Origin of the sequence: Sphaerotilus sp. FB-3 (assembly GCF_023706025.1) — a bacterium.
GTDB lineage: Bacteria > Pseudomonadota > Gammaproteobacteria > Burkholderiales > Burkholderiaceae_C > Sphaerotilus > Sphaerotilus sulfidivorans.
In genome coordinates this window covers 181,138-204,897 of sequence record NZ_BQWE01000057.1, presented here as the reverse complement: position 1 = coordinate 204,897, position 23,760 = coordinate 181,138, and the positions used below count along the sequence as shown (strand labels likewise).

Sequence of the window (23,760 nt, the reverse complement as noted above, 5' to 3'; positions counted from 1 at the left end):
ATGGAAGTGCTCGGGGCTGCGGGCCGAGGGTGCAGCACGGCTTGTCGCAGCGCAGTGTCCGCATTCGCCGCGTCCCCGACGGCCGGATAAGCCCCGGCGCCCCGGCGCTGTTCCTTCCGTTCGCGCCAGAGGCCGCGGGCACAGTGCCGGACGACGGGGACACCCGGGCGCGACGGGCGCTTCAGCCTCGCGCGGCCCGGGCCGATAGCGCGGCAGCCCGGCCCCGTGCCCGTGCCCGACGAGGAAGGACATGACCACCGCCGCAGAATCTCCCGCCCGAGTCGAGAAGGCCGTCGCCAGCCGCGTCGTCACGCTTGCCGAGCGTGTCGCGCGCGCACGCCGCTGGCTGGCCGAGCAGCCCTCCGGTCTGTGGGGCCCCGGCATCCGCCTGCTGCGCAACCTGAGCCTGGCGCGCAAGACCGTGCTGGTGGGCACGCTGCTGCTGCTGCCGGGTGTGATGCTGATGCAGGATGCAGTGCAGCTCTGGCGCGGCCATCTCGCCGAGGTGCGCCGTGCCGTCGAGGGGCAGGCGCGCTACCAGGCGGTGGTCGATCTGAATCTGCTGATCGGCCGGCTGGCCCGCGAGACCTTCTGGCGCGAGCAGTCGATGCCGCATGGCGACCTGGCGGCCCTGCGTCGCCAGGAGGCCGAGGCCTTTGCCCGCCTGCAGCAGCAGCTCGACCGGCTGCCCGAGGCGGCACCGGATCGGGTCAGCGCGCTGTCGGCCGCTCGCAAGCGCCTGCTGGCCCGCCATGAGCTGATGCTGGCCCGGCTCGACCGCACCGATCCCGCCCAGCGCTGGCAGGCCCTGTTCGACTGCGTGGCCGAGCTCGAGGTGCTGCGCGGTGTGCTGGTCACCGACTGGTCCCATGCGGTCGACACCGATGTCGGCAGCAAGATGCTGCGCACAGGCCTGGTGGATCCGCAGTTCCAGATGCTGATGCAGATGCAGCGCCTGGCCGGAAAAGGCTTTCTGCAGATGAACGAGGCCACCGAGGCGCGCCAGAACGAGATGCTGCTGCTGCAGGGGCGGGTGGAGATGCTGTCGGACCAGGCTCGGCCGGCGGTGTCCCAGGCCCTGCTGATGCAGCTGCTGGATGTGGATGCGGTGCAGCGCGATCTGGGCTCGATCCGCGATCTGCTGGCCATGACCCTGCGGCTGACCGGACAGGACCGGTCCGCGGTGGATGTCGCGGCCTATACCCGGTTGGCGGTGACCGCCATCGAGGCCAGCGCCCGGCTGCAGCACATGGCGCTGGAGCGCATCGGCACGCGCATGAAGGCGCGGGAGGCGGTGCTGGTCGATCGGCTCGGCGTGCGGCTGGCGCTGCTGGGCGTGCTGGCGCTGGTGGGCCTCTATCTGCTGGTCTGCCTGTACCGGGTGATGTCGGGCGGGCTGAACACGCTGTGCCGTCATCTCGACCGCATCGGCCAGGGGGATCTGAGCGCACGTCCGCGTGGCTGGGGGCGCGACGAGATCGGCCATGCGCTCAACACGCTGGGCCGGGCGAACGCCAGCATCTCGTCGCTGTTCGAGGCGGTCCAGCATGGCGTGGCCGCGGTGACCCATGCCTCGCGCGAGGTGGCGATCGGCAACACCGGCCTGTCGGGGCGCACCGGCGAGGTGCGCGATGCGCTGTCCAAGGTGGTCGAGCGGGCGCAGCGCTTCTCCGGCGCGATGGATGCGTGCGCGCACCAGGTCGACGAGGCGGCCGAGCATGTGCGCACGATGCGCACCGAGGCCCAGCGCAGCCGCAAGGCGATGGAGGGCCTGCGTGAGAGCATGCAGTCGCTGCAGGTCAAGAGCCGCGAGATCGTCCACATCGTCGGGCTGGTGGAGGCGGTGGCCTTCCAGACCAAGCTGCTGTCGCTCAATGCCTCGGTCGAGGCGGCGCGGGCCGGCAGCGCCAGCCGCGGTTTCTCGGTGGTGGCGCAGGAGGTGCGCTCGCTGGCGCAGCGCAGCGAGGATGCGGCGGCCAAGATCCGCGCCATCGTCGAGGTGTCGGCCGCCGAGATCGAGCAGGGCAGCGTGATGACCGATCGCGCCAGCCGCGCGGTGGGCCGCACCGGCGACGAGATCCAGGCGGTGGATCGGATCATGGGCAGCCTGGTCCAGGTCACGCTCGACAGCCGCGAGCAGTCGCAGCAGGTGCTCGACATCGTGCATCAGGTGGATGCCTCGGTGCAGGGCAATGTCGCGCTGGTGGCGCAGCTGTCGGAGGCTTCGGGGGGCTTGCGCCATCAGGGTGATGCGCTCAAGCGCTCGGTCGGGCACTTCGTGGTGCGCTGAGCATCGAGGATGCACAAGGACCTACAAGTGGGAGGGGGCAGGATGGAACAGATCCGAGGCCGCCGGCTGCTGCAGCCCGGCATGCGCCTGATGCGCCGGCTGCCGCTGCCGCGCAAGATGATGCTGATGGCGCTGCTGCTGCTGCCGCCGCTGCTGCTGATGCTGGGCCTGTCGCTGAGCGACGGACTGAGGACGCTGGCCGCGGCCGACCGGGCCCGCGCCGGTGCTGCGCTGGCGCGCGATCTGGGCGACATGGCGGTGCTGGTGCAGCTGCACCGCACCCTGAGCCTGCAGGTCGCCGGCACCCAGTCGGCGGAAATGATCAGCGCGCGCGATGGCGTGCGGCGCCAGATCACCCGGGCGCTCGAGCATGTCGAGACGCGCCGCGCCGAGATGCCGGAGGCGCTGCGGCTCGAGGATGTCTGGCCGACCGAGCGCGAGCGTCTGCAGGCGCTGGCCCAGGGGCGTCTGCCGGAAAAGCGGGCCGAGATGCTGGCCGAGCATGGTGCGCGGGCCGCTCGCCTGAGCCAGCTGGCCTGGCTGAGCAGCGAGCGCGCCGGCGTGCTCTTCGATGCCGATCCGGCCGCCACGCTGCTGGCCGATCTTTCGGTCGAGCGGCTGCCGCCCTGGCTGGAGACGACGGCGCTGGCCGGCTCGCGCGGCATCGAGCTGCTGCAGCGCGACGTGATGCCGCGCGAGGCCGCGATGATGCTGGCGCTGGCCGATGATCTGGAGCGGGCCACCGGCACGATGGTGCCACGGCTGCAGGCGCTCGAGCGGGCGGGGGCCGGCGTGCTGCCGGGTGCCCCGGCCGCACGTGAGCGCCTGCGGCACCTGGCCGGCACGATTCGCGGGATCTTTGACCGCGAGGCGATCGAGGCCGAGGTGCTGCCCTTCCAGCGCGAGACCGCCGAGGTGCTGCAGCTGCTCGGACAGCTCGAGCAGGAGAGCTGGGGTCGGCTGGACGAGCGGCTCATGCAGCGGGCCCAGACCCAGCGCGTGCATCTGGCCGGCCTGCTGGCACTGAATCTGGCCGGCGTGCTGCTGACGCTCTATCTGGCGATCTGCTTCTACCGCGGCTTTGTGGAGGCGCTCGGCGAGGTGAGCGCGGCGGTCGGCGCGGTGGCGGCCGGCGACCTGACCCGGGCGGTCCGCATCGACGGCGACGACGAGATGGCCGAGGTGGGGCGATCGCTCGAGGCGATGAGCGCGCGGCTGTCGGCGCTGGTGGGCGAGATCCGCAGCAGCGCGGTGCGCATCGACCAGGCGGGCGGTCAGGTGTCCGGCGGGGGAGACATGCTGCGCCAGCGCACCGAGGAGCAGTCGGCCGAGCTGCACCGCACCGTCGGCAGCGTGCAGCAGCTCGACAGCCTGGTCGGCGCCAGCAGCCGGGCGGCCGATGCGCTGCAGCATCTGGCGGCCGGGCTGCATGGCGACGCCTCCACCGGCAGCGAGGCGATGCAGGCCGCCATCGGCGCGATGTCCGCGCTGCAGGACAGCGTGCGCCGGGTGGCCGAGATCAATGCAGTGATCGACGACATCGCCTTCCAGACCAACATGCTGGCGCTCAATGCCTCGATCGAGGCCTCCCGGGCCGGCGAGGCCGGACGCGGCTTTGCGGTGGTGGCGGGCGAGATCCGTGGTCTGGCTGCACGCTGCAGCCAGGCCGCAGCGGAGGTGCATGCGCTGATCGAGGCCACCGCGCTGCAGGCCGGGCAGTCGCGCGGCGCCATCGACGAGGCGGGCCAGCGCATCGAGGCCCTGTCGAGCGGCATCGACCAGATTTCCGCCCGGCTGCTGACGCTGGCCGAGGGCAGCTCCAGCCAGCGCGATTCGCTGGCGGGCGTGGCAGCCACCATCGAGAGTCTGGACGCGCTGACCCGCCACAACGCCGAGATCGCGGTGCAGTCGAGCCGCTCGGCCGGGGTGCTGTCGACCCAGGCCACGGTGCTGCGCCGCTCGGTGGCCACCATCCGGCTGCGCGATGCCACGGTCGAGGAGGCGCGCGAACTGGCCGAGCAGGCGGTGGCCCGCATCGACGAGCTGGGGCTGGATCCTGCGCTCGTCGAGTTCAACCTGCCTGACGGTCCCTGGTCGCAGCGCGGCATGTTCGTCTTTGTCATCGATGGCGCTGACCGCTTCGCTGCCCATGCCGCCCGGCCGGAGCTGGCCGGGCAGCGGGTCGACGAGACGCCGTCGATGAGCGCCGATGCGGCCGACGCGCTGATCCGCGCCGGCCGCGAGGCGGCGCGCCAGGGACGCGGCTGGATCGACTATCTCGGGCTGGACCCGGTCAGCGGCGGCTCGATCCGCAAGAGCGCCTATGTCATCGCGCTGCGTGACGAGGAGCTCTTCCTGGGCTGCGGCGTCAGCCGCGAGGGCGTGGATGCCTTCGGTGCCCAGGCGCCGGCCCGGGCGCCGGCGCCGGAGGTCGAGATTGCCTGAGCCTGGCCGGGCGGGGGGCGTGATGTGAACGGCGTGAGTGGTGTGAAAATCAGGGCTGACGCCGCTCGCCCCGACCATGAACACCATCGTCATCAGTTACCGCCGACAGGACAGCCGCGATGCGGCCCGGATGCTGCTCGAGCGGCTTCTGCACTACTTTCCCGGCCGGGTGGTGATGGGGCTGGAAGGGCTGCTGCCCGGGGAGAACCTGCGCCTGAAGGCCGAGCAGCAGATGCAGGACTGCCGGCTGCTGCTGGTGCTGATCGGCCCGGACTGGTCGCACATCGCCGATGACCGTGGCCGGCCGCGCCTGCAGGACCGGCGCGACTGGGTCCGGCTGGAGATCGCCACAGGGCTGCAGCGCGGGGTGCCGATCCTGCCGGTGCTGCTGGGCTCGACGCCGATGCCCGACGAGCACGATCTGCCGTCAGAGCTGCACAGCCTGCTCGACCTGCAGCCGCAGCGCCTGGACGATGGGGCCGGCCGGTCCGCGGCGCTGACGGGTCTGGTGGAGGCCATCCGGCGTCAGCTCGGCGAGGCCGACGAACTGCTGGCGCTGGTCACCGCCCCCGCGCCGATGCCGGCACCGATGCCCGAAGCGATTTCGGTCGCCGGCAGTGCCGAGGTGCTGCCACTGCGGCGTGCCGATGGCAGTCGGGTCACGCCGGCGCCGCCGCTGCCAGCGAGGGCGCCGGCCCGCAGCGCGGCCGAGCCGCTCGACCACGGCGGCTGGCCGGCCTGGGCACTGGCCTGCGGACGCGACGAGATCGGCGCCTGGGCCGAGATCGGCGTGGACGGGGTGTGCCAGCGCCTGCGCCGCATCGAGCCGGGCATGTTCCTGATGGGTGCCGGGCCGGGCACGCCTGAGCGCTTCGACGACGAGCTGCCGCGCCACCCGGTCACGCTGACCCGCGCCTTCTGGCTGGCCGACACCGCCTGCAGCCGGGCGCTGTGGTCGGCGCTGCTGGGCGATGATCCGGCGCTGCACCGTGCGCGGCCGGATCTGCCGGTCGACTCGGTCAGCTGGAACGACATCCAGGCGCTCTTCCTGCCTGCGCTGGCGCACGAGATCGGCCACGGCGCGCGGGTGCGCCTGCCCACCGAGGCCGAATGGGAATACGCCTGCCGTGCCGGTCAGCGGGGCAGCTTCCACTTCGGCGAGGTGGCCTCCGCGGCATGGATGCATGTCGGCGGCGAGGCCGACGGCCCGCTGCCGGTGCAGGCGCTGCCGTCCAGCGCCTGGGGCCTGCACCAGATGCATGGCAATGTCTGGGAGTGGTGCCAGGACGCCAAGCGCCGCTATGACGGCGAGCCGGCGCTCGACCCGCAGGGCGATCCGGTCGACATCGGCCGGGTGCTGCGCGGCGGCTCCTGGGCCGGACCGGCGCGCTGGGCGCGGGCCTCCTGCCGCTTCGAGGCGCCGCGCAGCCAGCGCCTGGACGACGCGGGCTTCCGCTTCCTGATCGAGGTCTGATCCCGATCTTGGCGCGGGTCAGAGCGGCTCGGCCGCCTCGACCATCATCTGCACCCGCGACTGGCCCTGCCAGGTGTCGAGCGCGAGCCGGTAGGCCAGCCGCACCCGCTCGGGCACCGGCTCGGCGTGGTGGAACCAGACCGCGTCGCGCAGCTGGCCGGCATGGCGCACCGACAGCTTCAGGTGCTTGTCGCCGCCGATCAGGCGCTGCTTGACCACCTCGACCTCGTCGACGAAGACCGGTGCGTCGAAGGCCTGGCCCCAGACCTGCGCCTCCAGCAGCGAGACGGTGTCGGCCTCGAACCAGCGCAGCTCCAGCGGTCCGTCGGTGGCCAGGCGCCGCTGCAGCGTGGCTTCGTCCAGCTCCTCGCGGGCGATGTCCTGCAGCGCCTGCGCGAAGGCGTCGAAGTCTTGCGGCGCGATGGTGCAGCCCGCCGCCATCGCATGGCCGCCGAATCGGCGCAGCAGCGTCGGGTGCAGCTTGCTGACCCGGTCGAGCGCGTCGCGCAGATGAAAGTTCGGAATCGACCTGCCCGAGCCCTTCAGCAGCCCGTCGCCGCCCAGCGCGAACACGAAGGTCGGCCGGTGCAGCCGCTCCTTCAGCCGCCCGGCGACGATGCCCACCACGCCCTCGTGGAACGCCTCGTCGTGCAGCACGATCGCTGGCGGCGGCGTGCCCGCGGGCATCAGCGACTCCAGCAGCAGCGCCGCCTGTTCGCGCATGCCGGCCTCGACATCGCGGCGCTCGCGGTTGATCGCGTCGAGCGTGCGTGCCAGCTCCGCCGCCTGCGCCGGGTCGTCGCACAGCAGGCAGGCGATGCCGATCGACATGTCGGCCAGCCGTCCGGCCGCGTTCAGGCGCGGGCCCAGCGCGAAGCCGAAGTCGGTCGAGCCGGCGCGCTGCGGATCGCGCCCGGCCGCAGCGAACAGCGCCGCCACCCCGGGCTGCATGCGCCCGGCGCGGATGCGCCTGAGCCCCTGCGAGACCAGCCGGCGGTTGTTGGCGTCGAGCTTGACCACATCGGCGACCGTGCCCAGCGCGACCAGGTCGAGCAGCGCGTCCAGCCGCGGCTGGCTGGCGGCGTCGAAGCGGCCGCGCCGGCGCAGCTCGGCGCGCAGCGCCAGCAGCACATAGAACATCACGCCGACGCCGGCGATGGCCTTGCTCTCGAAGTCGCAGCCCGGCTGGCTCGGGTCGACGATGACGTCGGCGGCAGGCAGGTCGGGACGGCCTTCGGCATCGACCGCCGGCAGGTGGTGATCGGTGACCAGCACCTGGATGCCCAGCGCGTGCGCGTGGTCGATGCCGGCATGGCCGGCGATGCCGTTGTCGACGGTGACCAGCAGCGCCGGGTCGAAGACGCGCGCCAGATCGACGATCGGCGGCGTCAGGCCGTAGCCGTGCACCGCGCGGTCGGGCACGACATGGTGCAGCGTGCCGGGGCGCGCGCCCAGCATCGCCAGCCCGCGCAGCGCCACCGCGCAGGCGGTCGCGCCGTCGCAGTCGTAGTCGGCGACGACGACGATGTTCCGGCCGGCGTCGATCGTGTCGGCCAGCAGCTGCGCGGCCTCCGGCGTGCCTTTCATCGTGTCGGGCGGCAGCAGCCGGGCCAGGCCGTCGTCGAGCTCGTCGGCGCGGCTCACGCCCCGGGCGGCGAAGAGCCGCGCCAGCAGCGGATGCACGCCGGCCTGCTCGAGCGCCCAGGCGGCGCGGGGCGGAACATCGCGGAGTTCGAGTTGCGGGGTCATGGTCGGATTCAGAGCGAGGCGAGCAGGGCGGAGGCATCGGCCGGGCGCGGCGCGCCCATCAGCCGGGAGAGCCAGCCGCGCGGCTTCAGGCCGAAGCGGCGCGCGTGGCGCTCGCCGCAGAGGGTGAGGGTGACCGGCGCGCCGGCCTCGGCGCGGGCGCGCAGCGCCGCCACCGGGCCGGCGTCGAGCGCCTGCCAGGCGGCGACCCAGGCGGCCCAGTCGCCGGCCAGCAGCGGTGCGCGCAGCCGCTCGTCGACCTGCACGCCCGCCTCGGCCAGCGGCCGGCGCGGCTGCGCGGCGCCGCAGCCGTCGAGCCAGAAGGAGTTGATCGTCAGCGCGCGCGCTTCCTCGCGTGCGGCGTTGACCGGGTGGTCGTGCCAGATCATCTGCGCCTCGACCTGCATCCGGCGCAGCCGGCGGGCCTCGGGCGCGTCGCTCATCCACAGGTCGAGGTTGCGGCCGACCGCGCGGTCCAGCGAGGCGCAGGCCAGCCCGCCCAGCGCCTCGTGGCGCACATGCCAGCGCAGCGGCGCGCCCCACAGCAGCGTCCAGCCCTCGGCGTCGAAGGAGGGCTTGACCGCCTCGAACAGCGCGCGCGACTCGGCTTCGTCCAGCGCGAGCGCGGCCGGATCGACCAGCGTGACCGAGTCGCTGCCGACATGCCAGTGCACCGGCGTCAGCCGGCCCCAGGGCGCGCCCGAGGTGTCGGTGTCCGCGCGCAGGCCGTCGTCGGCCGCAGCCGCCGCAGCCCAGGGCAGACGGCCGTCCTCGCCCGACCAGCCGTGCAGCGCGGCCAGCGCGCGCTCGTGCGGCGCGCTCAGGCTGTATTCGTCGGCGTCCGCCTCGGGGGCGGCGTCCGCCAGTGGCTGCAGCCGCGCCAGCAGCGCCGCCAGGTTCGGCAGCTTCACCACCTTCAGTGCGGCCGCGCCGGCCTCGGAGGCGGCGCTGGCGTGGGGGATCAGGAGGTGCGGGGCAGGATCAACGTGCATCAGAGGCGTGGGGCGGTGTCGAGGAACGCCTCTGATTATCCGCATCCCGTCCGCCTGAGGAGTTCAGTACGGAGATGATCTGTCCATAGACCGTACGCACGAAGCTGAGAAAGTGCGGGTTGTAGATGTTGCCATGGTTCTCGATGACGTCTTTTGTGGTGTGCACGATCCAGACTGGATTGCCAGCAGGAGACCAATTTTCTGGACGAGCTTTCAGAATCAGACCGTTGCAGAAGTGCTCTTCTTGCCCATAGTGCCGAGCATCTGCCGCAGATCGGCCATCACGAATCTCCTGAACTCGTCGAGTGATCTGCGACTTTTCTGCTTGAAGCAATTCCGTGGAAGGCGTTTTGTCTCCATCTTTGCTCATCTCTGCGCAAGATGGTGATGATTTTACGAGATCATGGGTCAAATATCGATCGTCGTGCCCGGCGGTCAGGACCGTGGCCCGCCACTGGCTGCGCGTGGGCGTAGGCTGCAGCACCGTGCTCAGGATTCGTGCAGCAGGAAAGGCCATGCGTGTAGCCAGGTCGGCGTCGCTGGTGACGGAGATCAGTACCGGCAACTGGTCCCGCCTGTATTGAAGGTTGTGCTGACGAGTGGCTCGATGAAGCGCTTCGTGTCTGGCGCCTTCCAGTGCGGCGTTGACGACGATTACCAGATCACCCTGCCTGGGCATGTAAGGAGGGAGATTTGCCACTCCGGGTTGACTCTGGTGCGAGGCTTGATTTTCTACCGCTGCTGAAGCGAGCCTAACCATGTTGGCTGACATGCTCTGAAGGACGATCAGGCCACCCATCGAGTGACCGATAGTGAGCATGTGCACGCAGTTTCCTGGAGAGTAATTCTTGTCTTTTGTGGCGAGCTGAGCAGTTCCTGATGACGTGCAGTCTTGGTTCGATAGCGTGTCTCGCCACTGGTCCAGACGACTGAACAGTTCCCTGACTGATCCGGAGGCTACGCGCTCTGCCGTGGCCTTGCGATCCCAGAAGGTCAGCGCGGTGTCGATCAGCGGCATGTCAATCGACTGTCCGCGCCATCCCACGTACAGCCCTACGATCTGTTTCCCTTCCGATGCCATTCGCTCCTGTCGCGCCAGTGAATGCAGCAGTTTTCTGAACTCGATGACATCCGCATCGTTGGCTGATGCGTCGTGTCTCCAGCCATGTACATACACGACCAAGGACAAGGCTTGACCTCCTGCTCGCTTCTGGATGTGGCGCAGCCTTTCCAGTGTCGATTCAAGACGGTCCACCGTCTCGCTTCTGGATCTGGCTGTCCAGCCTTGATCGTCGAACTCCGTGAATACGAGCTCGTAGCCAGCATCAGGGTAGGACTCCACGGAGCGTTGCCAGCAGGCCGAGGCGCCAAGGTCTGGCGGTCTGCGCGAGTCTCCGTTCGCATAGGGAGCGTAGACCGCGCGACACTCAGCCGAGGGCTCGCTGTAGTCTGCTTGACGGCGAGGAATCAGCGGAGTGCATCCTGACAGCAGCATGCCGAGAAGTGCCACGCCCGCCAGCGTGCGAACAAGGGATGTCTTCATGCGGGCAGTGTCCGTGCCTGGTGGTACCGCCGCATCCTTCATTGTGCTGATAGGAGGGGACTCGGGTAGCATCGCCTCCCCATGAACTGGCCCTACGAAATCCGCATCGGCTGGCGCTACACGCGCGCCGGTCGCGCCGGTCGCCGCAACGGCTTCATCTCCTTCATCTCGGGCGTGTCGATGCTGGGCATCTCGCTGGGGGTGGCGGCGCTGATCATCGTGCTGAGCGTGATGAACGGTTTCCAGAAGGAGGTGCGCGACCGCATGCTCGGCGTGATCGCGCATGTCGAGATCCATGCCGCCGACGGCCAGCCGATCGAGGACTGGCAGGCGCTGGCCCGGCGTGCCGCGCAGGATCCGCAGGTGAAGGCGGCCGCGCCCTTCGTCGCCGCGCAGGCGCTGGTGGCGCGCGGCGAGGACATGCGCGGCACGATGATCCGCGGCATCTCGCCCGCCGACGAGCCGGGCGTCACGCCGCTGGCCGCCAGGCTGCGCGACGGCGAGCTGGCGACGCTGCAGCCCGGCCAGTGGAATGTGCTGATCGGCCTGCAGATGGCGCGTTCGCTCGGCGTGGCGCCGGGCGACACGATCGCGCTGGTCACCCCGGGCGGGCAGACCACGCCGGCCGGGGTGGTGCCGCGGCTCAAGCAGGTCACCGTCTCCGGCGTCTTCGAGGCCGGCCACTATGAATACGACAGCGGCCTGGTGCTGATGCACATCGACGATGCGGCGCGGCTGTTCCGCACCGGCGGCCCGCAGGGCATCCAGCTGCGCCTGGCCGATCAGCAGGCCGCGCGCGAGGTCTCGGCGCGGCTGGGCGGCCAGCTCGGCCCCGCCTTCCTGGTGCGCGACTGGACCCGCACCAATGCCGCCTGGTATGACGCGGTGCAGATCGAGAAGCGCATGATGTTCATCATCCTGACGCTGATCGTGGCGGTGGCGGCCTTCAATCTGGTCTCGACCCTGGTGATGACGGTGACCGACAAGCAGTCCGACATCGCGATCCTGCGCACGCTGGGCGCCAGCCCCCGCTCGATCATGGCGATCTTCATGGTGCAGGGTGCGACCTCGGGCGTGATCGGCACGCTGGGCGGCCTGGCGCTGGGTCTGGCGGTGGCCTTCAACGTCGACGTGATCGTGCCGGCGCTGGAGCGCCTGTTCAACGCCTCCTTCCTGCCAGGCAGCATCTACCTGATCTCGAGCATGCCCAGCGATCCGCAGGCGGCCGACATCGTGCCGATCGGGCTGATCTCGCTGGCGCTCGCCTTCGTGGCCACCCTGTATCCGAGCTGGCGCGCCAGCCGCGTCAACCCTGCCGAGGCGCTGCGCTATGAATGAGGCCCTTCGATCCGGCGCTGTCGATCCGGTGCTGCAGGCCACCGGCCTGGTGCGACGCTTCCGCGAGGGCGGTGCGGGCGGCCCCGATGTCACCGTGCTGCACGGTGTCGACCTGCGCATCCACCGCGGCGAGACGGTGGCGATCATCGGCTCGTCCGGCTCGGGCAAGAGCACGCTGCTGCACCTGCTGGGCGGGCTGGACGCGCCCAGCAGCGGCCGGGTGCTGCTGGCCGGGCGCGATCTCTCGACGATGGACGCGGCCGAGCAGGGCCGCTGGCGCAACCGTCACCTCGGCTTCGTCTACCAGTTCCATCACCTGCTGCCGGAGTTCAGCGCGCTCGACAATGTGGCGATGCCGCTGCTGATGCGCCGCGAGCCGCTGGCCGCAGCCCGCCAGGTCGCCGCGCAGGCGCTCGAGCGCATGGGGCTGGCCGCGCGGGTCGAGCACCGCCCGGGCGAGCTCTCGGGCGGCGAGCGTCAGCGGGTGGCGATCGCACGGGCGCTGGTGACCGATCCCTCGTGCGTGCTGGCCGACGAGCCCACCGGCAACCTCGACCGCGACACAGCCACTGCGGTGTTCGCGCAGATGCTGGCGCTGGCACGCGATCGCGGCACCGCCTTCGTGCTGGTCACCCATGATCCGGAGCTGGCCTCGCGCTGCGACCGCACGCTGCGCATCGACAAGGGGCGCATCGCCGGTCAGTAGTTCTTCATCGTCAGCGCGGTGCCGCTGCTCAGCGTGACGGTGGCGCGTGCACGGGCGCCGATCGTGCCGTCGGAGGCGATCTCGTGGCAGTGCTCGGTGAGCGCGCCCACCACCATGCTGACCGAGCTGATGCGCACCGACTGCACGCACAGCATCGTCCAGCGGTCATTGTCCTCGCCGACCAGGCGCCAGCTGGAGGCTGCCTTGCCCAGGCGGGTGGCGCTGGCGCTGCAGCTGTCGTATTCCTCGTGGACCGCCTGCGGGCCGCTCTGGGTGCGCAGCGCGGCGGTCGGCAGTGCGGCGGTCGGCGTCGAGCTGATGTCGGTGCAGCGGCCGCTGCCGTCGGTCGAGCCGAAGGCCAGGCCGTCGCTGTCCAGATGGTTCAGGGTGCTGACCGTGTCGACCGTGGCGGCGCTCACCCACAGCCGGCTGACCAGCTCGCTGCGGGCGCCGACCTGGGCCGTGCGCGGATAGGTGCCGGCCTGCTGCGGGGTGTTGGTCAGCGTCAGCGTGTAGCTGACGGTGCCGCTGCTGCCGGTCAGCGTCAGCGCACGCGGCTGGGTCATCAGGTTGCGCAGGCCGGCGCGCACGTCGAAGCGATCGTCGTCATGGCCGCCGCCGCAGCCGGCGAGCAAGGCGGTGGCGAGGCAGGCGCCCAGGGCGCGGCAGCGGGAGGGCGAGAGAAGGCGGGTCATCAGGCGAGCCAGTCCGGGGTGAAGTGCCCGATTCTCGGTGTTGCCCTTTGTGGAGATCGTGCCCTGTTGTGGAAAAAACGGTAATGCTCCGTGTCTCGGCCGGGCGGATCCGGCCTGCGGTCTCGCCGTCGATGCGCACTGAGGCGCACAAACGACAAGGCCCCGCCGAAGCGGGGCCTGGACCGTGCGGTCACGGATCAGCGGGTCAGTGCATCACCTCACCCGCACGGGCCGTGTGCTCGGGCGATCTCACTTGACCAGCTTGAACACCCAGACCGAGCCGCCCTGCTCGAGGAAGCTGACCTTCTTGGCCACGTCGCCACCCCACAGCGGCACGGCGCCGCCCCAGCCCGAAGCCACGGCGATGTACTGCTCGCCCTTGTCTTCCCAGGTGACCGGGGGCGCCACGATGCCCGAGCCGGTCTGGAACTTCCAGACCACCTTGCCGGTCTTGGCGTCGGCGGCCTGCAGATAGCCTTCCGGCGTGCCCCAGAACACCAGGTTGCCGCCGGTGGTCAGCACGCCACCCCACAGCGGGGCGTTGTTGGGCACTTCCCAGACGATCTTGCCGGACTTCGGATCGACCGCGCGCAGCGCGCCGATCGGGCCGTCGCCCAGCGTCTTGATGGTGAAGCCGGCGCCCAGGTAGGCAGCGCCCTTCTTGTAGGTGATCGGCTCGTTCCAGATCTCCATGCCCCACTCGTTGGCCGGCACGTAGAACAGCTTGGTCTCCGGCGAGTACGCCATCGGCATCTGGTTCTTGCCGCCCAGGAAGGACGGGGCGGTGAACACCGAGCCGCCCTTCTTGCCGTCGGCCGAGGCGGTCGGGTCGCCCGGGCGGTTCTCCGGCACGAAGTTCGGGCGGCCGGTCTTCAGGTCGATGCCGGTGGCCCAGGTGATCTTCTTGACGAAGGGGAAGGCGTTGACCAGCTTGCCGGTCTTGGCGTCGTTGACGTAGAAGAAGCCGTTGCGGTCGGCCTTGCCGCCCAGCACCTGGCCACCTTCCTCGTAGGTCACGAACTCGTTGACGCCGTCATAGTCCCAGCCGTCGTTCGGGGTGCTCTGGTAGTGCCACTTGATCTGGCCGGTCTTGACATCGATCGCGACGGTCGAGGTCGAGTACAGGTTGTCGCCCTTGCGCAGGTGGCTGTTCCACGGCGCCGGGTTGCCGGTGCCGAAGTAGGCCAGGCCGGTCTTCTTGTTGTAGCTGCCGCCCAGCCAGGTGGCCGCGCCGCCGGTCTTCCACAGGTCGCCCGGCCAGGTCTTGCCGCGCTCGCCGGAAATGCCGTTCTCGATCTTGTTGCCATCCTTGTCGAACTTGTAGCCCATGTGGCCTTCGACGGTCGGGCGCACCCAGACCAGCTCGCCGGTCTTCGGGTTGCGCGCCTCGACGCGGCCGACGACGCCGAACTCGCCGCCCGACACGCCGGTCAGCAGCAGGCCTTCGGCGATCAGCGGTGCGGCCGATGCGGAGTAGCCGTCGGCGTAGTTGTCGATCTTCTCCTTCCAGACCACCTCGCCGGTGTCCTGGTTCAGCGCGACGATCTGGGCGTCCAGCGTGGCGAAGATCACCAGGTTGTCATAGAGGGCGGCGCCGCGGTTGATCACGTCGCAGCAGGGCATGATGCCGTCAGGCAGGCGATGCTCGTACTTCCACAGCTTGGCGCCGGTCTTGGCGTCCAGCGCGAAGATGCGCGAGTACGAACCCGTCACGAACATCTTGCCGTTGTGGATCAGCGGCTGGCTCTGCTGGCCGCGCTGCTTCTCGCCGCCGAAGGAGAAGGACCAGGCCGGCACCAGCTTGGAGACGGTGCTGGTGTTGATCTTCTTCAGCGGGGAATAGCGCTGGCCCTCCTGGCCGATGCCCCAGCTGAGCACGTCGCCGGGGGTCGCGGCGTCGTTCTCGATCATCTTGTCGGTCACGGTGGCGTGGGCGATGGACGAAAGTCCGGCGCACACCAGCAGGCTCAGAAGTTTCTTCTGCATGGTCGGTCTCCTCGGAGAGGTGGCTGTGTCACGGAACGGCTAGGGTGCCGTTCGGGAACGTTTCCCGGGCAACAAATGTGCCACTGGCAGAAGACCGGCGAACCCTGGGGAACCTACTAGCTCCAGCCCGCGTGCAGCCGCCCTTGCGGTCGCTTTTGACGCTTCCCGATCCAGGGTAAATGCGGAGGGCTGTTCCAGCCTCGCACATCCGTGTCACGGTACGCCGCGGGGCCGCCTGAGGGCCCCGTCTCGGACTCCGCTCAGACCAGGCCGTCGAACAGCCAGACCTCGACCTCGTCGCCGGCGGCCACCGAGCCCTGCGCGTGGCCGAGCACCACCAGCGCGTTGGCCTCGCTCATGCTGCGCAGCACGCCGGCGCCCTGGGTGCCGGTCAGGCGCACTTCCCAGCGGCCGTCCGCGCCGGGCGAGACGATGCCGCGCTGGAACTCGGTGCGGCCCGGGCGCTTGCGAACCGGGGTCGTGCAGCGCGCGCGCAGCACCGGCAGCGGCTGCGGCGTGGCGCCGCCCAGCGTCAGCAGCGCGTCGCGCACGAAGGCGTAGAAGGTCACCAGCGCGGCCACCGGATTGCCCGGCAGCGCGAACAGCCAGGCCGCGTCGGCCTGCTCCGCACGGCGCAGCGGGCCGAAGGCGAACGGCCGCCCGGGTCGCATCGCCACCTTCCAGAACGCGATCTCTCCACGGCGGGCCAGCAGGTCCTTGGTGAAGTCGGCGTCGCCGACGCTGACGCCGCCGCTGGTCAGCACCACGTCGGCACGTGTGATGGCCTCGTCCAGCGTGGCCGCCAGGGCTTCGGGGTCGTCGCGCACCAGCCCGAGGTCGATCACCTCGACGTCCAGGCGCTCGAGCGCGCCCATCAGGCTGTAGCGGTTGCTGTCGTAGATGCAGCCGGCGTCCAGCGGCTGGCCGAGCGTGCGCAGCTCGTTGCCGGTGGAGAACAGCGCCACCCGCAGCCGGCGCACCACCGCGACCTCGGCGATGCCCAGCGAGGCGATCAGGCCCAGGTCGGCCGGGCGCAGGCGCCGCCCGGCCGCTACTGCCGGGCGGCCGCGGCTCAGGTCCTCGCCGCGCAGGCGGCGGTTGTCGCCGGCGCGCAGCGTGCCGGGCGCGATGCGGATGCGGCCGCCTTCCAGCCGGCACAGCTCCTGCGGCACCACGGTGTCGAGGCCCGGCGGCATCACCGCGCCGGTCATGATGCGCACGCAGTCGCCGGGCGCGGTCGTCATCGTCGGCACATCGCCGGCATGCACGGTGGCGGCCACCCGCAGCACCGTCTCGGCGCCGTCGGCCAGCGCGCTGCCGGCGAAGGCATAGCCGTCCATCGCCGAGTTGTCATGGGCCGGCACGTCGATCGGCGAGATCACGTCCTCGGCCAGCACGCGGCCGAGCGCCTGGCGCAGCGGCAGCGTCTCGCGGCCGTCGATCGGGCGGATTGCCGCGGCGATGGCGGCACGGGCAGCGGCGACGTCGAGCGAGTCGCCGCCGGTCATCAGGGGGGAGGGGCCGAGTTCGGGCATGGTCGGTGGGGCGCGGCCGAGCAGCGCGCGCCGGTCAGAGGATCGATCGGCCGATGATAGGGCGATGCCCGCCCGCGCCGGCTATGCAGTCGTCGACATATGGTCAGCGGCGGGCGCTGCGGCAAGAATCGCGTCCGTTCCGATGCCGCCGCCCGATGAACACCTTCTCCGACAGCCTGAGCCTGGCCTGGCGCCTGATTTCCTCGCTCGACCCCGTGCTTCTCGACATCGTCGCGCTGTCGCTGCGGGTGAGCGCCAGCGCCTGTCTGCTGGGCGCGCTGGCCGGCGGGCTGCTGGGCGCCTGGCTGGCGGTGGCCTGCTTTCCCGGTCGGGGCGCGGTGCTGGGGCTGCTCAACACGCTGCTGGCGCTGCCCTCGGTGGTGGTGGGTCTGGCGGTCTACCTGCTGCTGTCGCGCTCCGGGCCGCTGGGCGCCTTCGGCCTGCTGTTCACGCCGACCGCGATGGTGATCGCGCAGAGCATCCTGGTGGTGCCGCTGATCGCCGCGCTGACGCACCGCCTGGTCAGCGAAGGCCTGCAGGAAGGCGGCGACCAGCTCGCCTCGCTCGGGGCCGGGCCGATGACATCGGCCGCGCTGCTGCTGCTGCACCAGCGGGTGGCGGCGCTGACCATCCTGCTGACCGCCTTCGGCCGGGCGGTGGCCGAGGTCGGCGCGGTGATGATCGTCGGCGGCAACATCGCCGGCTCGACCCGGGTGATGACCACCGCCATCGCGCTGGAGACCAGCAAGGGCGACCTGCCGCTGGCGCTGGCGCTGGGCCTGGTGCTGCTGGGCGTGGTCGGCAGCCTGCATCTGCTGATCGCGCTGGTGCGCTGGCGCGCAGCCGAGGCGGGCGCCGGCCGCGGCACTCGGGAGGCCTGGGCATGACCACGCTGCCACCGGCACCGCTGCTGCTGTCGCTCGAGGGCGCGCAGGTGCATTTCGGCGCGCAGCAGGCGCTGCAGCCGCTCGACCTCCAGATCCACCGCGGCGAGCGCATCGCGCTGGTCGGCGCCAACGGCTCGGGCAAGACGACGCTGCTGCGGCTGCTGCACGGGCTGATCCTGCCGGCGCGCGGCCGCCGCGAGCTGCATCGCCTGCCCGCCGACGACCGGCTGCCGCGCGCGGCGATGCTGTTCCAGCAGCCCTTCCTGCTGCATCTGTCGGTCTGGCGCAACCTGATGCTGGCGCTGTGGCTCGGGCGGGTGCCGCGCGACGAGCGGCGCGCGCGCGCGCTCGATGCGCTGGCGCGGGTCGGCCTGCAGTCCTGCGCCGACCGGCCGGCGCGTGCGCTCTCGGGCGGCCAGCAGCAGCGGCTGGCGCTGGCGCGGGCCTGGGCGCTGCAGCCCGACATCCTCTTTCTCGACGAACCCACCGCCAGCCTCGACCCCAGCGCCCGGCGCGAGGTCGAGGCGCTGATCGCCGAGTTCGCCCAGGCCGGCCTGACGCTGGTGATGAGCACGCACAACCTCGGCCAGGTCAAGCGCCTGGCCACCCGGGTGCTCTACCTCGAAGGCGGCCGCCTGGTCGCCGACCGGTCGACCGCCCGCTTCTTCGAGGCGCCGGCCGACGATCCGCTGCCGCCCGAAGCCGTCCAGTTCCTCAAAGGAGAGTTGCCATGGACCCCCTGAATTCCAGCCCGAGCCCGGGCATGAAGCCGCTGCGCCGCCGCCTGCTGGCGGCCGCGGTGCTGTGCGTGGCCGCGGTGCTGCCGGGCCTCGCGGCCGCGCAGGACGCGGCGAAGTCGATCGTCATGGCCTCGACCACCTCGACCGAGCAGTCGGGCCTGTTCGCGCACCTGCTGCCGAGCTTCAAGGCCGCCAGCGGCATCGAGGTGCGTGTCGTGGCCGTCGGCACCGGCCAGGCGCTGGACATGGCGCGCCGCGGTGACGCCGACGTCGTCTTCGTGCACGACCAGGTGGCCGAGGAGAAGTTCGTCGCCGAAGGCTTCGGCCTCAAGCGCGTGCCGGTCATGTACAACGACTTCGTGCTGGTCGGCCCGGCCGCCGATCCGGCCAGGGTCAAGGGCGCGACCATCAGCGAGGCGCTGCGCAAGGTGGGCGCCTCCGGCGCCGCCTTCATCTCGCGCGGCGACAAGAGCGGCACGCACGCGGCCGAGCTGCGCCTGTGGTGCCAGGCCGGCAGCGATCTGGCCGCGCCCGGCGCGACCAAGCCCGCCGGCTACAAGGAATGCGGCTGCGGCATGGGTCCGGCGCTGAACATGGCCGCCTCCACCGGTGCCTATGTCTTCACCGACCGCGGCACCTGGCTGAGCTTCAAGAACCGCGCCGATCTGGCCGTGCTGGTCGAGGGCGACAAGGCGCTGTTCAACCAGTACGGCGTGATGGTGGTCAATCCGGCCAAGCACCCACATGTCAAGCAGGCCGCCGCGCAGGCCTTCGCCGACTGGGTGACCTCGCCGGCCGGACAGGCCTCGATCGCGTCCTACAAGGTCGGCGGCGAGCCGCTCTTCTTCCCGAACGCGCCGCGCTGAGCGCGCCAGGCCCCAGCTCCGGGGCCTGTCTCAGTCTGGAGCATTTGCGGCGCCGGACATCAGTCCGCCCCCGAAAAAACCGCGGGGCGGATCGGTTCCCCTTCGGTTTCTAGGGTTAGGCCTAGGTTCCTCGCATCGGTCGATATGCAGATGATTGCATAGACATCTGCCGATCACGGAGAACCGACCATGCAGAAAAGCCTCCACCTGAACCCGGACAAGTGCACAGGGTGCCTGCAGTGCGAGATGGCCTGCTCATACGAGAACTACGGCGTGTTTGCGCCGGCGAAGTCCCGCATCAAGGTCTTCGACTTCCACGAGACCGGCCGCAAGGTGCCCTACACCTGCACCCAGTGCGACGAGGCCTGGTGCCTGCACGCCTGTCCGGTGGAGGCGATCACCATCGACAAGGCCACCGGCGCGAAGGTGGTCGCCGAGACCACCTGCGTGGGCTGCAAGGTCTGCACGATTTCCTGCCCCTTCGGCACCATCAACTACGTCCAGGAAACCGGCAAGGTCCAGAAGTGCGACCTCTGCGGCGGCGAGCCCGCCTGCGCCGAGGCCTGCCCGACCGGTGCCATCACCTTCATCGACGCGAACTGGACCGGCATCGACAAGATGAAGGCCTGGGCCGACAAGCTCGGCAACCAGGCGGCCGCCTGATCCTGTCCAGAAACATCCGCCTCACCCGGCACTAGGAGCACACACATGTCTTGGGCAGGAAAGATCCTCCGCGTCAACCTCACGAACGGCACCGTCGCCAGCGAACCGCTGCGCATGGACTGGGCCCGGCAGTACCTGGGCTCGCGCGGCCTGGGCACCAAGTATCTGGTCGAGGAGATGGATGCCACCGTCGACCCGCTGTCGCCCGACAACAAGATGATCTGGTGCACCGGTCCGCTGACCGGCACCATGGCCTCCACGGGCGGGCGCTACACCGTCATCACCAAGGGCCCGCTGACCGGCGCCATCGCCTGCTCGAACTCGGGCGGCTACTGGGGCTCGGAGCTGAAGGCTGCCGGCTGGGACATGGTGATCGTCGAAGGCGCCTCGGCCAAGCCGGTCTACCTCTACATCAACGACGATGTCGCCGAGCTGCGCGATGCCTCCCACCTGTGGGGCAAGAGCGTCTGGGAGACCGAGGAGTCGCTGAAGAAGTCGCATCAGGATCCGCTGCTGCGCATCTCCACCATCGGTCTGGCCGGCGAGAACAAGGTGCTGTTCTCGGCCATCGTCAACGATCTGCACCGCGCGGCCGGCCGCTCGGGCGTGGGCGCGGTGATGGGCTCGAAGAACCTGAAGGCGGTCGCGGTGCGCGGCACCAAGGGCGTGGGCAACATCGCCAACCCCAAGGAGTTCATGAAGGTCACCTTCGAGAAGAAGAAGATCCTGCATGACAACGCCGTCACCGGCGCGGGCCTGCCGACCTACGGCACCCAGGTGCTGATGAGCGTCATCAACGAGATCGGCGCGCTGCCGACCCGCAACCACCGCGACGTGCAGTTCGAGGGCGCCAAGGACATCGGCGCCGAGGCGATGGCCACCCCGCGTGCGACCGACGGCAAGAAGCACCTGGTGACCAACCAGGCCTGCTTCGGCTGCACGATCGCGTGCGGCCGCATCTCCAAGATCGACAAGACCCACTTCACGGTCGAGAACAAGCCGAAGTACTGGGGCGCCTCGGGCGGCCTGGAGTACGAGGCGGCCTGGGCGCTGGGTGCGGCCAACGGCGTCAACGACCTGGAGGCGCTGCAGTACGCCAACGTGCTGTGCAACGAGCAGGGCATGGACCCGATCTCCTTCGGCGCGACCATCGGCGCGGTGATGGAGCTCTACGAGATGGGCGTGCTGACGAAGGAGCAGCTGGGCATCGACGCCAAGTTCGGCGATGCACGCGCGCTGGCCCACTTCGCCGAGATCACCGCCCGGGGCGAGGGCTTCGGCGTCGAGATCGGCCAGGGCTCGGCCCGCCTGTGCAGGAAGTATGGCCACCCGGAGCTGTCGATGAGCGTCAAGGGCCAGGAATTCCCGGCCTACGACTCGCGCGGCGTGCAGGGCATGGGCCTGACCTACGCCACCAGCAACCGCGGTGCCTGCCACCTGCGCTCCTACACCATCGCCTCCGAAGTGCTGGGCATTCCGGTCAAGACTGATCCGCTGACCGCCGACGGCAAGCCGGAACTGGTCATGGCCTTCCAGGATGCGACCGCCGCCTTCGACGCCGCCGGCATCTGCATCTTCACCAGCTTCGCCTGGACGCTGGCCGACGTGCAGCCGCAGGTGGCCGCCGCCTGCGGCGAGGAGTTCACGCTCGAGAACCTGAACCAGATCGGCGAGCGGATCTGGAACATGGAGCGCGACTTCAACAACCGCGCCGGCTTCACCGCCAAGGACGACACGCTGCCCAAGCGCCTGCTGGAAGAGCCTGCGCAGACCGGTCCGGCCAAGGGCCTGGTCAACAAGCTGCCGGAAATGCTGCCCAAGTACTACGAGATCCGTGGCTGGGACACCGAAGGCCGCCTGAAGCCCGAGACGCGCGAGCGCCTGGGTCTCTGAGCACAAGAGGCACAACACGATGAGGCACGTGATCCTGGGGGCCGGTCCGTCCGGCGTCATCGCGGCCGAGACGATCCGAAAGCACGCGCCGCATGACGAGGTCATCGTCATCGGCGACGAGCCGGAGGCGCCGTACTCGCGCATGGCGATTCCCTATCTGCTGATCGGCAAGGTCGGCGAGGAGGGCACGCACCTGCGCCACGGCGAGGGCCACTACGAGCGGCTGGGCATCTCGCTGCGCCGCGGTCGCGCCAAGCGCGTCGACGTGCAGGCGCGCAGCGTCGAGCTCGACGACGGCAGCACGCTGGCCTTCGACCGGCTGCTGATCGCCACCGGCTCGTCGCCGGCCTCGCCGCCGATTCCCGGCATTCACGGCCGCGGCGTGCATCCGTGCTGGACGCTGAAGGACGCCCGCGCGATCGCCGCGCTGGCGCGCCCGGGCGCCAAGGTCATCCAGATGGGCGCCGGCTTCATCGGCTGCATCATCATGGAGGCGCTGCAGCAGCGCGGCGTCGAGCTGACCGTGGTCGAGATGGGCGACCGGATGGTGCCGCGCATGATGGGGCCGACCGCCGGCACCATGATCCGCGAGTGGTGCGAGAAGAAGGGCGTGCGGGTGTTCACCAGCACCCGCGTCGAGGCGATCGAGCGCCGTGCGCCGGACCTGATGGACCGTCTGGCCGAGGCCGGCGGCATCGAGGACCATGTGCCGGTCACGCCGATGACGGTGCGCCTGTCCAGCGGCGAGCATCTGCCTGCCGACCTGGTCATCAGCGCCACCGGCGTGCGCCCGAACATCGGCTTTCTCGAGAACTCCGGCATCACCTGCCTGGTCGGCGTGCTGACCGACGAGCGGCTGCAGACCAATGTCGAGGGCATCTACGCCGCAGGCGACTGCGCCGAGGCCTTCGACAAGGTCAGCGGCCGGACCATCGTCAGCGCGATCCAGCCCAACGCGGCCGAGCAGGCGCGCGTGGCCGCGATGAACATGATCGGCCGCGACGCCACGCTCAAGGGCGTCACGCAGATCAATGTGCTCGACACGCTGGGCATGATCTCGGCGTCCTTCGGCAAGTGGGACGGCGTGCCCGGCGGCCAGCATGTCGAGCTGACCGACCGCGACGAAGGTCGGCACCTGAGCCTGCAGTTCGACGGCGACATCCTGGTCGGCTGCAACTCGATCGGCTGGACCGAGCATGTCGGCGTGATGCGCGGCCTGGTCGAGGGGCAGGTCCGTCTGGGCGACTGGAAGGACCGGCTGCTCGAGGATCCGACGCTGCTGATGGAGGCCTATCTGGCCTGTGCGCAGGCCCAGGGTGACTTCGGATGGGTTCGCGCCAAGGCGTGATGCAGGGCATGATGCTGGCATGAGGATCACCTTCAAGCTGTTCGCGATGCTGGCCGAGCACCTGCCGGCCGACCGCCCGCCGGGCAATGCCGTCGATCTGGAGGTGCCGGACGGCTCGACGGTGGCTGCGGTCATCGACCGCTTCCAGCTGCCGCCCGCGCTGGTGCATCTGGTGCTGGTCAACGGCAGTTATGTCGCGGCCGACCAGCGCGCCGCGCGCGTGCTGGCCGACGGCGACGCGCTGGCGATCTGGCCGCCGATCGCCGGCGGCTGACGCGGCCGATGCCGCAGCCCGGTCCCGGATGAACGACGTTCCCGCCGCCTTCTCGCGCGAGCAGGGCTGCACCGAGGCCGAGTGGCTGGGCTGGCTGCCCGGTGCGGTCGATGGGCGAGCGCTGGCGCTGCAGTCCGGCCAGGCGCGCATCGAGTCCATCGGCTCGGGTGGTCTGACGATTCTCTGGCGTGCGCTCGAGCCGCGCCGCATCGCGCTGATCAGCCTGCCCCGCCTGGCGGTGGACTTCCGCTTCGATGCGGATGTCGAGGCCTGCGAGCGCCAGCGCTTCATGCGTCGCTTCGATCTCTGGATGCAGCGCGGCGGCGGCTGAGGCGCGGG

19 protein-coding genes are annotated in these 23,760 nt (G+C 70.5%); 13 read left to right on the top strand and 6 right to left on the bottom strand.

Features of this window, described 5'->3' with window-relative positions:
• Positions 1 to 250 precede the first annotated feature (250 nt).
• The 3 genes from NFT33_RS17560 (at position 251) to NFT33_RS17550 (ending at position 6,209) form a co-directional block, all read left to right on the top strand.
• Positions 251 to 2,290 carry a methyl-accepting chemotaxis protein gene (locus NFT33_RS17560; protein ID WP_251677261.1) on the top strand — a complete coding sequence of 680 codons (2,040 nt, stop codon included), beginning with the start codon at positions 251 to 253 and terminating at the stop codon, positions 2,288 to 2,290.
• A gap of 42 nt (positions 2,291 to 2,332) precedes the next feature.
• Positions 2,333 to 4,735 (top strand): methyl-accepting chemotaxis protein, encoded by a 2,403-nt coding sequence (locus tag NFT33_RS17555; RefSeq protein WP_251677259.1) that lies wholly within the window; start codon positions 2,333 to 2,335, stop codon positions 4,733 to 4,735.
• A 76-nt stretch (positions 4,736 to 4,811) separates the two neighbouring features.
• Positions 4,812 to 6,209 (top strand): SUMF1/EgtB/PvdO family nonheme iron enzyme, encoded by a 1,398-nt coding sequence (locus NFT33_RS17550; RefSeq protein ID WP_251677257.1) that lies wholly within the window; start codon positions 4,812 to 4,814, stop codon positions 6,207 to 6,209.
• An 18-nt stretch (positions 6,210 to 6,227) separates the two neighbouring features.
• Here the strand turns inward: NFT33_RS17550 and recJ are convergent, their stop codons facing one another.
• Genes recJ through NFT33_RS17535 form a run of 3 tightly spaced genes read right to left on the bottom strand, consistent with a single transcriptional unit; the run spans position 6,228 to position 10,490 of the window.
• A complete protein-coding gene (recJ, locus tag NFT33_RS17545) occupies positions 6,228 to 7,958 on the bottom strand; it encodes a single-stranded-DNA-specific exonuclease RecJ (RefSeq protein ID WP_251677246.1) in 1,731 nt (576 codons plus the stop codon).
• Positions 7,959 to 7,966: 8 nt separating this feature from the next.
• Positions 7,967 to 8,947, bottom strand: a complete 981-nt coding sequence (locus tag NFT33_RS17540; RefSeq protein WP_251677244.1) for a hypothetical protein — start codon at positions 8,945 to 8,947, stop codon at positions 7,967 to 7,969.
• Positions 8,937 to 10,490, bottom strand: coding sequence for a hypothetical protein (locus tag NFT33_RS17535; RefSeq protein WP_251677242.1), 1,554 nt, complete (start codon positions 10,488 to 10,490; stop codon positions 8,937 to 8,939). The genes NFT33_RS17540 and NFT33_RS17535 overlap by 11 nt, the downstream gene beginning before the upstream one ends.
• Positions 10,491 to 10,571: 81 nt before the next feature.
• On the opposite strand from NFT33_RS17535, the gene NFT33_RS17530 reads away from it, so the two are divergent.
• Both NFT33_RS17530 and NFT33_RS17525 read left to right on the top strand, forming a co-directional pair.
• Positions 10,572 to 11,828 (top strand): lipoprotein-releasing ABC transporter permease subunit, encoded by a 1,257-nt coding sequence (locus NFT33_RS17530; protein ID WP_149503027.1) that lies wholly within the window; start codon positions 10,572 to 10,574, stop codon positions 11,826 to 11,828.
• Positions 11,821 to 12,534 (top strand): ABC transporter ATP-binding protein, encoded by a 714-nt coding sequence (locus NFT33_RS17525; protein WP_251677240.1) that lies wholly within the window; start codon positions 11,821 to 11,823, stop codon positions 12,532 to 12,534. The genes NFT33_RS17530 and NFT33_RS17525 overlap by 8 nt, the downstream gene beginning before the upstream one ends.
• Here the strand turns inward: NFT33_RS17525 and NFT33_RS17520 are convergent.
• The 3 genes from NFT33_RS17520 to moeA all read right to left on the bottom strand — a co-directional run bounded on the left by NFT33_RS17520 (position 12,528) and on the right by moeA (position 16,750).
• Complete coding sequence (locus NFT33_RS17520) at positions 12,528 to 13,229, bottom strand: hypothetical protein (protein WP_251677238.1); 702 nt, start codon at positions 13,227 to 13,229, stop codon at positions 12,528 to 12,530. The two genes, NFT33_RS17525 and NFT33_RS17520, sit on opposite strands and share 7 nt — an antisense overlap.
• Positions 13,230 to 13,478: 249 nt before the next feature.
• Positions 13,479 to 15,215, bottom strand: coding sequence for a PQQ-dependent methanol/ethanol family dehydrogenase (locus NFT33_RS17515; RefSeq protein ID WP_251677236.1), 1,737 nt, complete (start codon positions 15,213 to 15,215; stop codon positions 13,479 to 13,481).
• Between the two features lie 260 nt (positions 15,216 to 15,475).
• Positions 15,476 to 16,750 (bottom strand): molybdopterin molybdotransferase MoeA, encoded by a 1,275-nt coding sequence (gene moeA, locus NFT33_RS17510; protein ID WP_251677234.1) that lies wholly within the window; start codon positions 16,748 to 16,750, stop codon positions 15,476 to 15,478.
• Between the two features lie 155 nt (positions 16,751 to 16,905).
• On the opposite strand from moeA, the gene NFT33_RS17505 reads away from it, so the two are divergent.
• The 8 genes from NFT33_RS17505 (at position 16,906) to NFT33_RS17470 (ending at position 23,752) form a co-directional block, all read left to right on the top strand.
• Positions 16,906 to 17,637 (top strand): ABC transporter permease, encoded by a 732-nt coding sequence (locus tag NFT33_RS17505; protein ID WP_251677232.1) that lies wholly within the window; start codon positions 16,906 to 16,908, stop codon positions 17,635 to 17,637.
• Positions 17,634 to 18,380: an energy-coupling factor ABC transporter ATP-binding protein gene (locus NFT33_RS17500; protein WP_251677230.1), complete on the top strand. Its 747-nt coding sequence runs from the start codon at positions 17,634 to 17,636 to the stop codon at positions 18,378 to 18,380. Before NFT33_RS17505 ends, NFT33_RS17500 begins: the two co-directional genes overlap by 4 nt.
• Complete coding sequence (locus NFT33_RS17495; protein WP_251677228.1) at positions 18,368 to 19,243, top strand: ABC transporter substrate-binding protein; 876 nt, start codon at positions 18,368 to 18,370, stop codon at positions 19,241 to 19,243. Before NFT33_RS17500 ends, NFT33_RS17495 begins: the two co-directional genes overlap by 13 nt.
• A 189-nt stretch (positions 19,244 to 19,432) precedes the next feature.
• Complete coding sequence (locus tag NFT33_RS17490) at positions 19,433 to 19,906, top strand: 4Fe-4S dicluster domain-containing protein (protein WP_251677226.1); 474 nt, start codon at positions 19,433 to 19,435, stop codon at positions 19,904 to 19,906.
• Between the two features lie 45 nt (positions 19,907 to 19,951).
• Entirely contained in the window at positions 19,952 to 21,799 is a 1,848-nt protein-coding gene (locus NFT33_RS17485; RefSeq protein WP_251677224.1) for an aldehyde ferredoxin oxidoreductase family protein, read from the top strand.
• Between the two features lie 19 nt (positions 21,800 to 21,818).
• Positions 21,819 to 23,147, top strand: coding sequence for an NAD(P)/FAD-dependent oxidoreductase (locus NFT33_RS17480; RefSeq protein WP_251677222.1), 1,329 nt, complete (start codon positions 21,819 to 21,821; stop codon positions 23,145 to 23,147).
• Positions 23,148 to 23,166: 19 nt separating this feature from the next.
• Positions 23,167 to 23,421, top strand: a complete 255-nt coding sequence (gene thiS / locus NFT33_RS17475; protein ID WP_149503036.1) for a sulfur carrier protein ThiS — start codon at positions 23,167 to 23,169, stop codon at positions 23,419 to 23,421.
• Positions 23,422 to 23,449: 28 nt separating this feature from the next.
• The gene (locus NFT33_RS17470; protein WP_220785748.1) at positions 23,450 to 23,752 is read left to right on the top strand and encodes a hypothetical protein; all 303 of its coding nucleotides are present in this window, start codon (positions 23,450 to 23,452) and stop codon (positions 23,750 to 23,752) included.
• Positions 23,753 to 23,760: the final 8 nt, after the last annotated feature.

What these genes read in the sequence shown, in the direction of transcription:
- NFT33_RS17560 (WP_251677261.1), top strand. Translation starts at nt 251, where the DNA reads ATGACCACCGCCGCAGAATCTCCCGCCCGAGTCGAGAAGGCCGTCGCC.
- NFT33_RS17555 (WP_251677259.1), top strand. Translation starts at nt 2,333, where the DNA reads ATGGAACAGATCCGAGGCCGCCGGCTGCTGCAGCCCGGCATGCGCCTG.
- NFT33_RS17550 (WP_251677257.1), top strand. Translation starts at nt 4,812, where the DNA reads ATGAACACCATCGTCATCAGTTACCGCCGACAGGACAGCCGCGATGCG.
- recJ (WP_251677246.1), bottom strand. Translation starts at nt 7,958, where the DNA reads ATGACCCCGCAACTCGAACTCCGCGATGTTCCGCCCCGCGCCGCCTGG.
- NFT33_RS17540 (WP_251677244.1), bottom strand. Translation starts at nt 8,947, where the DNA reads ATGCACGTTGATCCTGCCCCGCACCTCCTGATCCCCCACGCCAGCGCC.
- NFT33_RS17535 (WP_251677242.1), bottom strand. Translation starts at nt 10,490, where the DNA reads ATGAAGACATCCCTTGTTCGCACGCTGGCGGGCGTGGCACTTCTCGGC.
- NFT33_RS17530 (WP_149503027.1), top strand. Translation starts at nt 10,572, where the DNA reads ATGAACTGGCCCTACGAAATCCGCATCGGCTGGCGCTACACGCGCGCC.
- NFT33_RS17525 (WP_251677240.1), top strand. Translation starts at nt 11,821, where the DNA reads ATGAATGAGGCCCTTCGATCCGGCGCTGTCGATCCGGTGCTGCAGGCC.
- NFT33_RS17520 (WP_251677238.1), bottom strand. Translation starts at nt 13,229, where the DNA reads ATGACCCGCCTTCTCTCGCCCTCCCGCTGCCGCGCCCTGGGCGCCTGC.
- NFT33_RS17515 (WP_251677236.1), bottom strand. Translation starts at nt 15,215, where the DNA reads ATGCAGAAGAAACTTCTGAGCCTGCTGGTGTGCGCCGGACTTTCGTCC.
- moeA (WP_251677234.1), bottom strand. Translation starts at nt 16,750, where the DNA reads ATGCCCGAACTCGGCCCCTCCCCCCTGATGACCGGCGGCGACTCGCTC.
- NFT33_RS17505 (WP_251677232.1), top strand. Translation starts at nt 16,906, where the DNA reads ATGAACACCTTCTCCGACAGCCTGAGCCTGGCCTGGCGCCTGATTTCC.
- NFT33_RS17500 (WP_251677230.1), top strand. Translation starts at nt 17,634, where the DNA reads ATGACCACGCTGCCACCGGCACCGCTGCTGCTGTCGCTCGAGGGCGCG.
- NFT33_RS17495 (WP_251677228.1), top strand. Translation starts at nt 18,368, where the DNA reads ATGGACCCCCTGAATTCCAGCCCGAGCCCGGGCATGAAGCCGCTGCGC.
- NFT33_RS17490 (WP_251677226.1), top strand. Translation starts at nt 19,433, where the DNA reads ATGCAGAAAAGCCTCCACCTGAACCCGGACAAGTGCACAGGGTGCCTG.
- NFT33_RS17485 (WP_251677224.1), top strand. Translation starts at nt 19,952, where the DNA reads ATGTCTTGGGCAGGAAAGATCCTCCGCGTCAACCTCACGAACGGCACC.
- NFT33_RS17480 (WP_251677222.1), top strand. Translation starts at nt 21,819, where the DNA reads ATGAGGCACGTGATCCTGGGGGCCGGTCCGTCCGGCGTCATCGCGGCC.
- thiS (WP_149503036.1), top strand. Translation starts at nt 23,167, where the DNA reads ATGAGGATCACCTTCAAGCTGTTCGCGATGCTGGCCGAGCACCTGCCG.
- NFT33_RS17470 (WP_220785748.1), top strand. Translation starts at nt 23,450, where the DNA reads ATGAACGACGTTCCCGCCGCCTTCTCGCGCGAGCAGGGCTGCACCGAG.